This window comes from Halobaculum limi, from assembly GCF_029490015.1.
Taxonomy (GTDB): domain Archaea; phylum Halobacteriota; class Halobacteria; order Halobacteriales; family Haloferacaceae; genus Halobaculum; species Halobaculum limi.
Window position 1 is genome coordinate 1,564,935 of sequence record NZ_CP120468.1, and the last position, 16,164, is coordinate 1,581,098.

The window sequence follows — 16,164 nt, forward strand, 5'->3', positions numbered from 1 at the left end:
TTACCTCAGCTTTTTGAGTAGTTCATCGAACCCGAAGCGGTTCGTGTTGCCGTTACGGTCGCGCAGTGGGACCCGTTCGCCATCGTCGGTGACTTTGGTCTGGTAGTACACCGGATGGATCTTCGCCCCGGACGTGTCCTGCACCAGCGTTCGCACTGCCTGACTGTTCTCCCGGAGTGTCTCGTTGGTGAACTCGCGGAAGTCATCGAAGTACTGGTGCGCCTCAAGCGACTGCTGCTCGCGGAACTGGTCAGCGAGGATGTCCGCTTTCGTTGCGACGAGAATGATGTCCTTCCCAGAGGCAACGTTGAGGATGTCGAAGTACGGCTCGATGCCGAGCTTCTCGTTGTTGTGATATCGCTCAACGTCCACGAGAAGGACGATGGTGTCTGCCCCTTGGACACGCTCTGCAAGCCGCTGGAGCGTTGTGTCGTCGACCTGCTGGTCAGGGTTCATCAACACGTCTGGAAGTCGCTCAAGATACTCACCCGCGTAATCGAGGCTGGACACCCCGATGTTCTTCGGGAAGACCGTTCCGTCGATGAACTGGAAGCTGAGGTCTTCGATGTCCTGTGCGCCTGTGGAGTCAACGTTCCACCCAGCTTCCGAATCTGCGGCGTCGAGTGTCCCCACAAGGTCCATCAGGTCACTGCTCGGGTTGAGTGGCGTGTCAGAGTCGCGGCTTTCCGCGTCTTCGAGCGCCGCGAGGTACGCTCCGACGAGGAACAGCGACTTCCCCGAGCCACGCGGCCCGAGGACGAAGAACTGCTCATCGGAGTCGTACTTCACGAATCGGCCGAGCGTGACGACGAACACCCCGCTCATCAGTAGGTTGGTGAAGATACCCGAGGTATCCACCGAAAGCGAGGGTGTAACCGCGTGCAACACCAGCCCCTGCTGACTCACGGTGAACACTTCGGGATACTGAATATGGTACTCGAGGAGCCCAACGACGACAACCAGCGTCAATACGTAATACAGCAGAAGCGCAGAGCGACGGAACTCACGTGCCTCCGCCGTCTGCACCTCAGTCAGCTTTCTGCCGCCACCAAGCAAGACACCGATGACGACACCTGCGGCAACCCACCCGTAGTTCTGGCCAAGCCCGAGATTCGGGAGGAACAGCCCGATTGATGACAGGGCAGCGAGCGCGGTTGCCGTACCAACCCACAGCAGAATCCCCTGAACGCGCTTTTTCGGGTCGAGCGTCAGCAGGACCAACAATCCGAGGAACGTCCCAAACGCGAATGAGGCGAACTGTGCCAGCGTGATCGACAGGATGGGATCCAGCGAGATGATGATCGGCCGGATGAAATGTGAGTCTCGCCACGCCTCACCGAGGGTGAGGAATAACGGGCCGGCGACGGCAATCATCACGACGAAATAGATCAGCAGCTTGATCTTCTCGCCGTGATTTTCAAGTGTTTCTGTGAGGCCAGCCATTACCGATCCCGCCCTCCGTCGGTCAGATCGCCGGTTGGCCCGTCATACTCAATTGCTTCATCAGGAGTGTCGTTCCCCTCTTTCGTGGGAACGACCTCAATGTACTCCTGCAGAAGGTCCTCACGGATTGACGCCTCATCGCGCAGGAAGAACTCTATGTCATCCGGGTTCTCAAGGTTGAGCACGTCATTCCGGCGGACGTAGAAGCCCTCTTCGAGCCCGTACGTGTGGTGAACGAGGATATCGAGTTCGTCGCTGTTCAGCTTCGCACGGTAGCCCTCGCGGTAGCCATCAGCCTCTGCCTCCGCACGGAGGTTGTCGAGGAAGATGCCGCCGATGAACACACCAAGCCCAATGTCCCAGTTGCCGCCTGCATCAACCGGGTAGGAGGCGTAATTCTCCTCACCGGGGCCGAGATTGTACGCCCCTGCGAAGATTTCCTGAAGCCGGGCAGCCTCTTCACCAATCTGATCGATGGCTTGGCTGACTGCACCAACTGCGATCTGCATATCCTCGTAGCGTGCCCGCGAGCTACTGATACGGCGTTTGCGCAGCCCGGAGTACTTTGAATTGTGGATATTTCGCGCCAGCTCTTCAAGCGAAGAGCGCAGCCGTTGGCGCTCGGCTTCGTCATCGAAGATTCCGCTTTCGTCGATATCCGAGTCATCGCGAATCTGCAGAATATCGTTCGGGCGGACCGTCTTCATGTAGCGGTACTCCTCTTCTTCAGTGGAGACCGCAGACGACCGCTCTTCACCGTAGGAACTCCGCCGCCGATTGTACTCTGCGTGGGAGTTGACGAACGTCTCCCGACGGTTGTTGATCTCCTCGAATAGCGACACAGTTGCCGAGAACAGCTCTGCACGTCCGCGTGCGTCTTCAAGATCGGCTTCGAGGTCGTCTTTGCGCTCGGAAATGTCTCCGGTGTCAACGATGACATCGGTGAGTGCATCCTCGACAATTTGCTTCACGTCAGCCAGCGAGCGGCCTCGGTCAAGTTGCGTGCCGACCTTCTGCATCGCACTATCAACCTGCGGGCCGTTCTCATCGAACTGCTCGCGCAGCTCCATAATAATCTGGTCACGGCGCTGTTCTTCCTCGCGTTTGACGCGGTCGATGAGCGACGTCCCATCGTACTCGACCTCGATACTCAAGTTGCTCCCCGCACTCGAGATGGCGAACACGCCCTTGTCATCGAGCTGGTTGCGCTTCGTCCGGTAGTTCTTGCGCGCCTGCTGGCGTTCCTCTTCAGCCGACGACTCCCAGGGGAGAATCTTCTCGACAGTCCCCTCCTCAGAGTTCATTTTCAGGAAGGACTTCTTCGCTTCCGCAAGGTCTCTGACCGACGACTGGATGTCCTGCTCTTCAGAGGAGATGTCGATCCCAATCGCTTCCAGTTCATCAGAGAGGGTATTGAGCGCCTGCGTGACGTCCTGACTCGAGATATTGTCGATTTCCTCGGGGTCAGTCGCGTTATCGATATTCATCGAGAAGTTGCCGATCGCCGTCTCTAGCGACCCAACACGCGACTCAATCGAAATGTCCTGACACGCCTGGAAGTCTTCGAAGTCCATCCGGACCGCCCGCTCCCACTCATCAGCGCGGCGTTCGATCTCTTGGCGCTGCGTGTCTCGCTTTTCTTCGAGTTCCTCGCGAACTTCTGCGAGGTCGCTCTCGAGACGCTCCATCCGCTCTTCAGCGTCTTCGCGCTTCGCCTCAAGCTGGTTGAGACGAACGCCAGCGTTGATCCCTTCGTCATCAAGCGCTAGCAGGTAGCTGAGCGTACTCTGAATCCGTGGTGCATCGACCCGACGCAGGTCCTCGAGCAGCTCCTTGCGTCGGCCAAGATTCCGGATGTCACTTCGAATGATGTCTGCGAGCTCTTTGTCGATGCTATCGACGAACTGCTCACTCTCGCCGCCGAGGCTGGCCGTACCTGCACGAATCGAGCTGGAGACGATCTCAACCTGTTCGGCGACGTCTTCCGTCTCGTTGCGTGCCTCACCGATGATCTCCCGGAAGATGGAGATCGACTCATAGCCGAGTTCCTCGAAGAGGTCGACCTCTAACAGCGACTCAAGCGAGTCGAAGCGGTTTTTGAGATCGGAACGATCAGAGTCGTGAAGCTCGCCCGTCTCGCCATCATCGAAGTGGCGTGCGAAGAAGCGGTCGAGTTCGCCGTAGATTTCCTCCTCGGCTTCGAGTGCATCCTGCTTTTCGGAGAGCAGGTCGGTCATCTTCGTCTTCGCGCCTTTGATCGCGTCGACGTTGTATCGCAGCACCTGCGGAATGCCGATAATGAACGGCGCATACGACGGCATATCCGCGAACGGGTCTTCCATCCCCGTCTTGTTGAAATACGAGACGATGAGATAGACAGCTGCACGGTCGAACTCAACGAGTGCGTCAGAACTCTGGAGAATGTTTGCCTTCTTCCCGCCGAAGTCGGTCGGGTCAATCGGCATCAACACGCGGTCTTTGAAGACATCTTCACCCTGCAGCGAGAGATACTCCAACTCAGAGAGTGCTGCGTGTGCGTTCGCGTTTTCAGCGTCTCCTTCGGCGTCGTTCGGGAGCACACCGAACAGCGTGATTTCTGCGGTTCGTTGGGTACGCTTGAGATGTTGGACGAGGTCGATAAACATGCCAGACCCACTCCCACCACCAAGTCCTGCGATGACGGCGACCTTTCCTCGGCTTGGGAGGTCGATCTGCGTTCGGACCTCGTCATCTTCGGCATACGCCTTGTAGTAGAGACCCTTACCCAGCCCTCGTTTGCGGACCACACCTGTGGCGAAATTGAGATTCTCGTTGATGTACTCTGGTCGGAGCCACCAGTTCTCGCGGTCCATCCCAACGCCGTCCGCTATCCGTGGAATGACCGACTCGCCGATCAAGTCATTCTGGTCGTGCAGTTGGATATTCCGCGTGAGCGGGAGGTAGTCGATAGTGATTTCTCCCGGCCGACCACTACTCTCCTCGCGCAACCGTTCTTTTGTTTCCCTGATGTCTGCCCGGATTTGCTTAATCCGTTCTTCGTCATCGTTGATTTCGTCCTCAGCCGTGTCAACCAACGTGACTGTCAGCGACTTCGGATTCGGCCGGGGTTCAAGAATCTCTTCTTGAACCCAGTCAGCCTCCAACAATTCGTACGTGATCGCCTTTCCCGCGCCTCCGATGGCGTAGATTCGTTCGGGAAGATTCATAGAGTCCAAGTGGACATACTATGTTTGCACTATAATTGTATCGGGCTTACATTTTTTTCTGATAATTAAAGCGGAATAATGTGTTCAGTCGGCAGCACAGTCCATTAGACTGGCAGAATCGCTGGTTCTGAGCGTTACCTGACGTGTCATTCGTTTATATCGGGAGTGACTATATCTCTCGGCATCAATTTCAGAGTGAGGCGCGGTCGGCTCTCATCAGTTCTGGGGCTGGTGAAAATCGAAGTGCGGAACCACCGCACCCCGTACGGGCGGGAACCTATCCCCACCCGCTGCTGTGTCAGATGTTGGGTCGGAACCCGCCCAATCGTTCGTGTAAGTCAGCAAAAAAACTACGGATCCAGGGGTAATCGTGCTCGGGCCTGAGGTGCGATCGAGATCGTTGTTTCACCGATGCTGACGCCGTCACCAACGAGCGTCCGAACCAACATCGCGACGCCTTCGCGGAAGTCTCGCCCGCGGTTCGGCATCTGCAGTGTGAGAATGTCGCTGTGGGTGTGTTCGGCCCCGCGCTCGATGACCCACACGAGGCCACACGTCTGCTGTGTCGCCAGGGAGCACTTGCCGAACAGTGTAGGGAGTGAGTCAACCTGTGAGAAATCACGCGGCACGCCAATCGCTTGGAGCGCACGCCCGAGTACCGATGCATCCTCGCTGGGGACGATTTCAGTGGGTCGCTCGGAATCCGCCTCGTGTCTAGTACGGTGGCCAACACCGAGTGTTGAGAGGGCGTGTGTGATCAACAGTCGGGTAGCGCTGGTCTCAGACGTCCACGCTGGGACGTGATTAGCGTTGATGCCGCCACACGCGTATGTCGCCGCCGCGAGTACAGCAAATGCGTCACCCGTCGCCGTGTTCGGCTCGGTATCGATCCAGTCCTGCTCACGCGCAGTCTCGACACCGCGGGCCGCATCAGGCTTTCCACCGTTGATCCACGCACGTACTCGGCTTGGTGGGAGGTCAAGGGTGTTTCCGACGCGAACCCGTCCGTGATCAGGATTGTGGCTCGCGTACTCGCGAACGCGCTCGAAGTCTGCGAGCTGATCGGTGGGGTCAGCGTAGCTTTCGGGATTATACGTTCGTGCGAGGCTATCCGGTGTGAGCATCGAAAAATCGCGTTCGGGTTTTGTTTACGAGGGAATCTGATCTTCCGCGAGTGCTTGTGAACTCCCGCCGTTCTGTGAGGTCCAGATTACACGGACAGTCTCACCAGCGCTAGGCAATTCTGAGGAACTAACAGAAGCGTTCGTGATATTGAGCGAACTACCTGCAGTGAATGGGAATTGGGAGTCGGCAGCGAAGACGGATACTCCTGGTGCTGTCAGCGACAGGTTTCCGGTGTTGTCTGATGTGAGTGAGTCTCCACCCGTATGAGTCGCTGTAACATTGTACTCAATGGCAGCATCACCCGTAGTATTCGCTTGTTCTTCGAAATCGAAGTCGAAGTTTGCGTTAGGTGCGGTCTGTTGCACACTGTTTCCGAGGCCGAGGACGAACGAGCCGATGACAGCGGCGAGGATCACAGTGATTGCGACCATGAGGATCACGCCGATGACAGGTGACACGGCACGGTCGTCGCCAGTGAATAGGTTTGAAATTTGCATTGGTTTGTCTGACACAGCAGCGAGTTACCCCCGCAGGGCTGTGTTGTCGGGGCCACGAGACGAGTCAACTAAAATGTACTGTCCAAGTATCAATTATGGAAGTGATTGACAGACAGCAAAACGAAACAGCGTTGGGTGCTCCGATAGCGCCCTTTCGTGTAGTCTTCCCCGATCACAATCGCACAACAACCGAAAGAAATCCGTTAACAGCCGATCTACAGACTACACTACTCAACGTCAGAGCATACGAGATACACTATGCCTGTTCGTAGGGGGTGGGACATCCCTGCCTCCATACGACAGAATCGGCGAAACCGTCACGCTTGTAAGGAACTGCCGATGTGACTACCATACGAATGACGACCCAGCGACGTGCGCGATTCGTCCGTGCCCAGATGGCATGGATGCTGGGTGCTGCACTCGTCCTCGCGTTGCTTGACTCGCTGGAGTACGAGCTGTTCTTCGTGGTCTCGCTCATCGGCTTTCTCGTTGTTACCGAACTTACCGCGCCGTTTGCCGTCACACCGGCGTGGCGAAAGCGGTTGAAGTGGCTAATTGCGATTGGCTTGGCTGTGTTCGGGTATGTGGTCATCCGACGGATCTTGGAAATCCTCCCCCCGGGGGTGATCTAAGATGCGGCTGTGGCCTGATTCGTGGGGGTACCCCCACGCGCTGTTGATTGCGCTTGTTGTCGTGATGGTCGGCTCTGTTGTCTTTGCAGGCGCAACCTCTGCGGCGGCGTTCGGATCATACAACCCATCGTGGGATGGCGCATCACAACTTCGCGGGATTGCCACAGACACGGGCGGCGACTCGACGATTCTGACAGAGACGGCTGCCTATGAAACGGTCGAGCCGAACGGAACGGTCGCGGTGGTTCTCTCCCCAGATCGACCGTACACGGAGTCACAGCGAGCAGCACTGAGATCGTTTGTCCGTGATGGGGGGACACTCGTCGTCGCCGAAGACTACGGGCCAATCGGGAACTCCATCCTCAGCGCCGTTGGTGCGAGCGTCCGTGTAAGCGGGCAGCCGCTCCGTGACGAGCGCGAGTACTATCGCGGCCCTGCACTCCCTGTGGCGCCCTCGACTGCTACACATCCAGTCACGGACGGTGTTGACGAACTCACGTTGAATCACGGCACCGTGCTTGTCCCCGCACAGAACACGAACGCATCGACGGTCGCCGAGACGAACGCGACGGCCGTCGTGAACTCCTCTGGCTTTTCGTATCTCGATAGGAATCGTAACGAGCAGTTGGACGACTCCGAGACGTTGGCTGCCCGACCAGTCGTCGCCGTCGAGTCCATTGGCGAGGGACAGGTGATCGCGGTTGCAGACCCGAGTGTGTTCATCAACTCGATGTTAGAACGTGAGGGGAACCAACAGTTCGCGACGAATATCATCGCAGCCCACGACCGAATCCTGCTTGATTACTCACACACCGAGGGGCAGCCACCGCTGATTGCAGCGCTGTTAGCACTGCAGAAGTCCTCGCTGTTGACGGTCACCATTGCCACGCTCGTTGTGGGAAGCATTGGTCTGTGGACCCGGCGACCAGACATCACCCTCCCAGGTGGCAGTACTGTCTTTGGCGGCGACGCTGGGCCACCGCAGGCAGGCGCCACAGATGACGGGAGCGCTGTGGTAGCGTATCTTCGCGAGCAACATCCAGACTGGAGTGAACGTCGCCTTCGCCGATTGATGACAGCCGTTTTCACGGGGCAACCCGAGGACAGCGACAATGAGTGACTCGACGACGGATCCAGCCACCCTCTATGAGACCATTCAAGAAGAGGCTGGCACGGTCCTCATCGGGAATGACGATGCCATCGAGCGCATCACGATTGCCTTGCTGACGCGCGGGCACGTGCTGTTAGAGGGCGTCCCCGGCGTCGCGAAGACGACGATCGCGAATCTGTTTGCGCGAACAACGGGGCTGGATTTCACCCGCATCCAGATGACGCCCGACCTCCTCCCTGCAGACATCACTGGATCACACATCTACCGCGAAAGTGTGGGTGAGTTCGAACTCAACAAGGGCCCGATCTTCTCGAATGTCGTCGTCGCCGACGAGATCAATCGCGCGACGCCGAAGACGCAGTCAGCGCTGTTGGAGGCGATGCAAGAGCGGACCGTCTCTATCGAAGGTGACACCCTTTCGTTGCCAGAGCCGTTCATCGTCATCGCGACGCAGAACCCCATCGAGATGGAAGGCGTGTTCGAACTCCCGGAAGCACAGCGTGACCGCTTCCAATTCAAACTCCATATTGATCTCCCCGACCGCGTCGACGAGCGGGAGTTGCTCGACCGGTTCGACAGCAATCCAGACCTCGGTCCAGACCAAGTTAAGCAGGTGATTGACACGGCTGCACTGACCGAGGCACGCGACATCGTCGAGGAGGTCCACGTCGCCGACCCGGTTCGCGAATACATCCTCGATATTGTCGGCCGCACGCGCGAGTCGCCTGACGTACAGTTTGGCGCCTCACCTCGGGCGACGCTCGCGTTCCTCAACGCTGGGAAGGCGCGCGCTGCGATTCACGGCCGTGACTACGTGATTCCTGACGACATCAAAGCGCTCGCCGAGCCAATCCTGATCCACCGGCTCCTGTTGTCGACTGAAGCAGAAATTGGTGACCAGTCGACTGAGGAGGTCGTCGAGCGGATCGTTGGCTCCGTCGATGTGCCCAGTGGTGTGGATGAAGCTGCTGCACCGACGACTGACTGACGCAGGTGGTGACTTCAGTCGTGGGTCACTGGCGGTATTGTGTGATGTCCTGAAGGTCGAACACTCGTAGGTCATCACGCTCGGACACGGCCTCCTGAACGGATTGTGTTACCCCATTTCTTATGAACAGTGCGTATTTCGTGTCGATGTCATCGCCATCCGGTGTCCAGCGGATTTCCGCAGCGTGGCTTTCGAGTGAGGAGAGCGCACTGTAATCCAGTGGCGCGTTCGTGAACTTGCACTCACCCACGACCATCGTCCCATCTGTGGTGAAGCCGACGACGTCAACCTCGTGTTCCTTGTACCACCAGCGGCCGAGATCGAGGAATGTCTCTTCGGGGTACAACTCCGGAAGCGTCCGTTGACAGAGTGTCTCGAATTCCGGACTCACGAAGTCCGGGAGCTCTGGTTCGATGACAGCCTCGTATGCACCCTCACCAAGCCGTTCGTACCGATCTTCTTTCCCATAGACGAATCGGAACCAGAACCTGAACAGCGGATCGAGGATTCGGTACCGACCGCGGCGTGACTTCGCTTTCTCTTCGGTAATCGGGACTTCACGCTCGATGAGTCGCAATCGCTCTAACTTCTGCGTGTACGTCGAGATCTGTTTTCCATCGATCCCTACTGCTTGGGCGATCTCGTTTGACGTCGTCTTTCCCGCAGCAATCGCAGTGAGAATCGCAAAGTACCGATTTGGGTCAGTAAGCTCTGTCCGGAGCACGTACTCCGGTTCGTTGTGGAGATACCCTTTCTGTGAGAGCACTTCGGTGGTGAGGACTGTCCCGAGACCCTGATCAAGATCGACACCGTCGAGATAGTACGGGACGCCACCGAAGATACCCCACGTGAAGATTCGGTCTTCGGGAGAATAGTTCTCCGGAAGAAACTCCTGGGCGGCATCGAACTCAAGCGGTCGAAGGTCGAGTTTCTCGGTGAACCGGCCGTAGAGGGGGCTGTTTCCCAGAAGTGTCGCCTCTTCCATCATACTAATTGACGACCCAACTAGTATGAGCGTCCCACCGGTGTTCTGCAACCGCTGATCCCACAAGCGCTGAATCACTGACGGCAGGCTGTCATCGGCGTCAATGAGGTAGGGGAACTCGTCGAGAACGACGATTGCGTCTTGGTCTCCGAGGTAGCCAAGTAGTGCTTCCCAGTCTTGTTTGATTTGCGTGATGCCGGGGAATGGTTCGGACGCTATATCGACGAACTCGTCAAGTTGTATCTGAGACGTGGTCTCCGTGGCTTGGTAAACGACGGCATCGTCCCGGTCGGATAGTGAGTGCTGGACGAGCTGTGTCTTTCCGAGTCGTCGCCGCCCGAATATGACGGCCATCTCGGAGTCCCTCGACTCGTAGCACCCGCGAAGCCGCGAGAGCTCTCTTTCCCGGTTCACGAATCGATCCATATGCGTACTCCATTGCCACGGCGAATAATTCTTCCGAGTAGCCTATTTGAGATTAGCCTATTTCGAACTAGGCTATTTGAGGTTGCCTTGACGGCGGGATTCTCGTGTAGTAAAAGAGCTTGTTTGAGTTAGATATCATCACTGACGCGTACGGGTAATTCACGCGCTGAGTTCAGCACGCTTTCAGAAATCTCACCGAATGCTGCCAGAAGGTGCGTGAAACATTCAGAGGGTATATTCAATAAGTTACTTCCCTTCGTTTCATCAACGATAGAACGGATTATCCGATAGGAAGGTGCTGCGAAGGTACCGCTGGGAGTTCTGCCAGACTGCGCTGATGTTCCTCTCGGCTTGCTGAATACAGTGCGCGAATTGGTGGTCATCGCGCTGACGCTCCCTGATTAGAAACAATGGCGCGGGCAACTACTCCGCGCCAACTGTGTGGAGAACACCCGAAGTGTTCATCAATATATTTTTGTCAGATTACTAAAGACCACCTATTATCGGATCACGCTGGGGAGCTTCCGCGCAGCGTCAGCACTAATGACTACATTTTGTTCAGTGGCACTAATTGATCCATCAACAATCTCGCGGATGAGTGAGGCAACATCTGAACGATAGAGATCTCCCCGGGAACGCGCCTGAATCACCTGCGTCTCTTTGTCACTATGAGCAGTTGCACGCTCACAAGCCCACAGAAGTGCAAGCGTCCGGCGAGTTCCGGTTGACGCTTGTTTGAACCAGCTGGGTAGCGCTTCGACCATAGAAAAATCTCCGTGAGGGACACCGAGGCTCAGCAATACGCGACCTAAGACGCTCGCATCAGTAGCTGGAATGGTCTCTGTCGGACGCTCAGGGGCGTCGCTATGTCGGTCCATAGATCTAATCCCAACAACCTCGAGGGCGTGGAGTATGAGTTGACTTGTGATCTCCGTACTTGGGTTCCATACGGGGACGATACGGTCGGTGTCGATGCTTCCGCAGGTGTAGATACCTGCGGCAAGTACGGCAAAGGCGTCACCAATTGAATCTTGAAGATCTGCGGTGAGCCAACCGTGGTCCCGAGCTGTCTCAACAGCGTGAACTGAATCGGGCTTACCACCGTTGATCCAACCTCGCACTCGACTTGGCGGAAGTTCGAGAGCCTTCCCGACGCGTGTCCGACCGTAATCTGGATGCTTTGACGCGAACTCCATCACGCAATCGTAATCCGCCAGCTGGTCTGCCGGGTCAGGATACGACGGTGGATTGTATGTTCTCGCGAGCGCCGCGGCGTCAATCAAGGGACTCATCGGATCTTTGGGCAAGAAGTGAAAAACAGGTAGATTAGGTGGAGCTGTTAGTTCGGAGCCTGCTCGCTGGCGAGTGTTTGCGACGACCCACCGTTTTGTGCGGTCCAGATGACGCGGACCGTATCACCTGCAGCGACGGCTTGACTACTGGCTGCTGTTTCGTTCGTCAAAATGAGCTGATCACCCGCTGCAAATGGGAAGCTCGTGGAACTGTTTGTCCCACTTGGTGCAGTCAAATTCACCGTCTGCGTATTTTGACTATTGAGCGTGTCGCCACCTTCGTGCGTGGCAGTCACATTGTACGTTCCTGTCGTTCCGACTTCTTCGAAGTCGAAATCGAAATTCGCGTTCGGTGCGGTCTGCTGCACGGAGTTACCGAGGCCGAGGACGAACGAGCCGATGACGGCCGCGAGGATCACGGTGATCGCGACCATAAGTATCACTCCAATCACAGGAGAGACAGCCCGATCGTCGGCGAATAGTTGCTGGAAATTCATAGTTGGTTAGGGGGTCTGCGTCTCAGCAAGTGTCTGGGAGCTCTCACCGTTTTGTGCCGTCCACACTACGGCGACACGGTCACCACTACTGGTGTTATCATACGTGGCGTCAATGCTGTCGCCTGCTTTGATCGGGCCGGATACCTCGGTCTCATTCCCGGTTGCCGACTGAAGGGTAATCGTGTCTGTGTCAGCAATCGTGTCTCCACCAGTGTGAGTGGCAGTCACGACGCCGGGACTGACGGAATCATCAAAGTCGAACTGGAAGTTTGCGTTCGGTGCGGTCTGCTGCACGGAGTTGCCGAGGCCGAGGACGAACGAACCGATAACGGCCGCGAGGATCACGGTGATCGCGACCATAAGGATCACTCCAATCACAGGAGAGACAGCCCGATCGTCGGCGAATAGTTGCTTGAATTGCATTTTGTTTGTTGTCCACACAGCATTTTAGCCGGGAACCACCGACGTTGCTGTGATGTCCTCATCACATATCGCCTGTAGGATAAATATTCGCATCCAGTTCGCAAAAATGAAATCTCCAATAGTGTGTTAATTATGGCAGAGTGGCTCTAAAATTCAATTGATGCCAAACCTACTATGCGCAAGATGGATCAATTAACACAACGACCACGGAGGTGAATCCGCTGTACGTTCCCCGGGAAAAACGACTGTTCGACCGCCATGTACTCAGCACGCTCGCAGGAAATATCAGCAACTGTGGGTTCAAACAGAGCCACTATCGGGTAGACTTTGCTACCAATCACAGTAGCCGAATAGAACTTTGGTACACACCCACGACTTCAGTCACTGTTCACTGACTGAGTCTCGCGTTCAGATTCGTCACCCGCGGGCGAAGCGTCGTCCTTGGCAGCTTGCTCGGCTTCCTCCGGCTCCCAGTAAAACGCCATTGCGTAGTCGTTCTCAGAGCCAGCACGTTCCGTGCGGATGGGGACGTCGAGATGTTCAGCGAGGCCGACCGCAAACAACGAGGTGATCGGGTCATCAAAGTCAGCCTCCACCCCAAAGACGCTCCCGCGGACGTCGATCGTGACACGCCCATCTGCGGCGTCGAGGTCGGCGTCGACGGCATCCGCGATCTCGAACGTCTCGACGAACGCCTCCGTGAGTTGGTCGACACGGTCGCGAAGTGCGTCAGTCGTGGTCGGGGCGCTTTGTTCGAATTCACGGAATAACGGCCCGCCAGTCGGAGTGAGCGCGACCCCACGCATTGCTGGGTCATCGGGGATGACGAGCGTGGACTCCAGCTCATCTTGTGGTGGGATGTCGTACTCACGGCGCTCTGGGATGAACAGGCGTGCTGTCTCCGTTCCTTCGACCGGGACGTAGATGCGTTCAGATTGCAGGCCGAGTTCGGCTGTGATGGCTGCTTCGTTCCCCGCTAACGCTGAGTAAACACGCTCGCCGACGTCTGCTGAGACAAACCGTTCTGGAGTGAGATACCGAGTGAGAATTCCCCCGAAGAGGCCGACTGCGCCGATGATGATCAAGACGGAGCGCACTGCCGGGAAGAGTGCAGCCCCAGTGAGTGCGACCGCACCTACGCCACCGAGTCCGAGTGCAGCACGGCGGTACTCAACTTGCTGTCGTCGTGCGTACTCTTCGCGAAGGCGCTGGTTCTCAGTCGCTAAGAGATCAACCCGCGCTTGGAGGTCGGTTGGTGACTCAGCGTCTGTAGTGGGTGGTGTTTCTGCGTCTTCATTCTGGGGTGGCACTGCGCCTGCTTCCTCACTCATACGCTATCACCGGTTGGAGTGTCGTCGACAAGTCCGAGCGTCACCAGTTCGACGCGATGGATGGCGTACAACACGGTTGCGGCTGTAATGGTGAGCGTGGCTGCAATGAGCCAGAGTGACGGCGTCGACACACTCGCCAAGGCCACGACACCGCCAAGCCCAATCGCAGCGAGCCAGGCGGCCGCTGCAGCACGCATCGAGGCGCGCTCGGCAATGGGTAGTGCGAGTAGTGGGGCACACGCCGTTTCCAAGCCGATGAGGACTAGTGCTGGTGGGTCGGCAAGCGTGAGTGCAGCAAACAGGTGGACTGCAAGAAGCCCGACAACGGGACCAATTCGCGCTGCCACCGCCGTAATGACGATAGCGAGAACTGCACCAAGTGGGCCGGCTGTGATAGCGAACAGGAGTGCGACAAGCAGCGCTGCAAGTCCCGGTAGGAGATGGTCGCGAGTAGTCAACGACCGGAGCGGACCGCGCATATCTCGGGGTTGGGTGGGGGCGTGTTAAGCGGGCTGGTTTCGCGGGTCAAAAAGAGGGGCTTCGTTACCGCCGCCGCGTCGCCAGCAACCCATCCAGTCGATCGCCCGGGCCGACTTCGAATGCAGTCACTCGCGGAATCCCCTCAAGCGACCGGCGGAACTCCTCAAAGTCGATGTACTGTTCGTACTCCGCTTCGACATCCAGCGAGCGGTCGTCTGTGAACAAGAGCTGAGGTGCGATGAATACGAACGCGTAGTTACCTCTCCGGGTGGCGAGCCTGACTGCCTCACGGAGGCGGTCGCGGTTTGCGTCATCAGTGATTATGACCGAGAGGGTCGTCCCAGCCGTGCTTGCTTGCATCCGCTCGACCGTCTGGAATAGGGGATCGCCCTGCAGGCGCTGAACGTACGAGTCCTGATTCTCGAAGAAGGGGCGCAGTCGCGTGGCAAAATCAGTTTGCTCGTCACCGAGACGGGTATTGCGCGCCCGCGCTGTTGCCGGGCGGACCACCGCGTGATCTTCGCTGGGTAGTGTTGATGACGTAGCGTGGCCGTTCGTGGCCGGGGTTCCCATCGCGGCCTCTGAGTCAGAATCGTCGGGTATGGAACTGGGGTCTGTGTCAGTCGCCGTCGTCGGTGTCAGATCTTGAATATGGGTTCGAATGCGATCATATCCAGCACTCGAACTCGTGGGCTCGAACTGGCCTGTGATTCCAGCATCTCCAACCGTCCAACAACCCACTGGGTCAGAGAGTCCGGCCGCTCCCTCGATGAAGCCAAGGGCGACCTCGCGTGTGTACGCGAACAATGTCGCTCCATCCGGGCCAGTATCGGTTCGCGCCCGGTGATCAAGGCAGATGACTGTCTGGCGATCAGATTCTGCCTCGAACTCGCGGACGTACAGATCGCCGTGACGCGCTGTCGCCTTCCAGTCAATGCGATCTGTGGAGTCGCCCGGCTGGTACTGGCGCAGTTCTTCAGGTGAGAGGCCACCACTCCCACGACCGGCTGGATGTTGGCCATAGGAGAGTGCAAGCGCTTCACCGCCCTTCCCGACGTGGAGGTCCGCAGGTGTCCGTGGCTCGGCACGGATCGTCGGCGTCTCACCACGGCTGAGCGTCTCACTAAACAGGCCATCCACTGGGCCAATCGTCAGTTGTGGCGTGGGGAAGTTGTAGCGGCCTGCTGTCGGGAACGAACACTCGAATGTGGTGGCAGCGCTGGTTGCGCCCTTCTCGAGTGTGAGTGTCCGGTCTTCGCGGTCAGCGCCCGTCGCACCGAGTGGCTGTGGAACCACAATCGTGAGTGGGGCCGGCGTTGGTGTATCCAGTTCTACCGTTACTGCGAGGCGTACGGATTCTTCGATGGAGACCGATGTTCGAGGCGTCGCGACCGAGATGTCGATTGTGGACTCGAGTTGTCGGAACAGGCGAAGCGCCTGCAACTGCCGTCCGATGAGCCACGCGGCGATGGTGAGACCAGCTATGAGTAAGACCGCCGTCTCAGCAAGCACGCCAAGGGCAGTAACGGCCACTCCCGAAAGCGCCGTACCCCATACTCGCCGCGTAGCCCGCATATACCTCGTGTGGTTGTGGGTGGCCAATGAGTGTTCCTTTCGACGCTCAGAGGTGATCGAGTGAGCCTTCGATCTCCATCACGTACCTGTCAACAGTGGTCCATTATAAAAGAGATGTAGCGGGAACTGTGGTCCAGTCACATCCGTTTGGGA

13 protein-coding genes are annotated in these 16,164 nt (G+C 57.4%); 3 read left to right on the forward strand and 10 right to left on the reverse strand.

Annotation, left to right across the window (positions count from 1 at the left end; all coding sequences use genetic code 11):
* From P0D77_RS07885 to P0D77_RS07900, 4 genes are all read right to left on the reverse strand, one after another.
* Nucleotides 1–1,443: a P-loop NTPase family protein gene (locus P0D77_RS07885; RefSeq protein WP_277552283.1), complete on the reverse strand. Its 1,443-nt coding sequence runs from the start codon at nt 1,441–1,443 to the stop codon at nt 1–3.
* Nucleotides 1,443–4,649 (reverse strand): tubulin-like doman-containing protein, encoded by a 3,207-nt coding sequence (locus tag P0D77_RS07890; protein ID WP_277552284.1) that lies wholly within the window; start codon nt 4,647–4,649, stop codon nt 1,443–1,445. Before P0D77_RS07890 ends, P0D77_RS07885 begins: the two co-directional genes overlap by 1 nt.
* A 350-nt stretch (nt 4,650–4,999) precedes the next feature.
* A complete protein-coding gene (locus tag P0D77_RS07895) occupies nt 5,000–5,773 on the reverse strand; it encodes a hypothetical protein (protein WP_277552286.1) in 774 nt (257 codons plus the stop codon).
* A 24-nt stretch (nt 5,774–5,797) separates the two neighbouring features.
* A complete protein-coding gene (locus P0D77_RS07900; RefSeq protein WP_277555764.1) occupies nt 5,798–6,271 on the reverse strand; it encodes a type IV pilin N-terminal domain-containing protein in 474 nt (157 codons plus the stop codon).
* Between the two features lie 356 nt (nt 6,272–6,627).
* Here P0D77_RS07900 and P0D77_RS07905 point away from each other — a divergent pair, with 356 nt between their 5' ends.
* The 3 genes from P0D77_RS07905 to P0D77_RS07915 are packed head-to-tail and all read left to right on the forward strand — an operon-like array spanning nt 6,628 to nt 9,002.
* A complete protein-coding gene (locus tag P0D77_RS07905; protein WP_277552287.1) occupies nt 6,628–6,903 on the forward strand; it encodes a DUF8044 family membrane protein in 276 nt (91 codons plus the stop codon).
* Nucleotide 6,904: 1 nt separating this feature from the next.
* Nucleotides 6,905–8,023 carry a DUF4350 domain-containing protein gene (locus tag P0D77_RS07910; protein WP_277552288.1) on the forward strand — a complete coding sequence of 373 codons (1,119 nt, stop codon included), beginning with the start codon at nt 6,905–6,907 and terminating at the stop codon, nt 8,021–8,023.
* Nucleotides 8,016–9,002 (forward strand): AAA family ATPase, encoded by a 987-nt coding sequence (locus P0D77_RS07915; RefSeq protein ID WP_277552290.1) that lies wholly within the window; start codon nt 8,016–8,018, stop codon nt 9,000–9,002. Before P0D77_RS07910 ends, P0D77_RS07915 begins: the two co-directional genes overlap by 8 nt.
* A 25-nt stretch (nt 9,003–9,027) precedes the next feature.
* Here the strand turns inward: P0D77_RS07915 and P0D77_RS07920 are convergent, their stop codons facing one another.
* From P0D77_RS07920 to P0D77_RS07945, 6 genes are all read right to left on the reverse strand, one after another.
* Entirely contained in the window at nt 9,028–10,413 is a 1,386-nt protein-coding gene (locus tag P0D77_RS07920; protein ID WP_277552292.1) for an ATP-binding protein, read from the reverse strand.
* A 1,339-nt stretch (nt 10,414–11,752) separates the two neighbouring features.
* Entirely contained in the window at nt 11,753–12,202 is a 450-nt protein-coding gene (locus P0D77_RS07925) for a type IV pilin N-terminal domain-containing protein (RefSeq protein ID WP_277552294.1), read from the reverse strand.
* Between the two features lie 6 nt (nt 12,203–12,208).
* Nucleotides 12,209–12,625, reverse strand: a complete 417-nt coding sequence (locus tag P0D77_RS07930) for a type IV pilin N-terminal domain-containing protein (RefSeq protein WP_277552296.1) — start codon at nt 12,623–12,625, stop codon at nt 12,209–12,211.
* A 377-nt stretch (nt 12,626–13,002) separates the two neighbouring features.
* Nucleotides 13,003–13,956, reverse strand: a complete 954-nt coding sequence (locus P0D77_RS07935; RefSeq protein WP_277552298.1) for a DUF7982 domain-containing protein — start codon at nt 13,954–13,956, stop codon at nt 13,003–13,005.
* A complete protein-coding gene (locus P0D77_RS07940; RefSeq protein ID WP_277552299.1) occupies nt 13,953–14,435 on the reverse strand; it encodes a DUF8163 family membrane protein in 483 nt (160 codons plus the stop codon). The genes P0D77_RS07935 and P0D77_RS07940 overlap by 4 nt, the downstream gene beginning before the upstream one ends.
* A 64-nt stretch (nt 14,436–14,499) precedes the next feature.
* Complete coding sequence (locus tag P0D77_RS07945) at nt 14,500–16,038, reverse strand: DUF58 domain-containing protein (protein WP_277552301.1); 1,539 nt, start codon at nt 16,036–16,038, stop codon at nt 14,500–14,502.
* Nucleotides 16,039–16,164 lie beyond the last annotated feature (126 nt).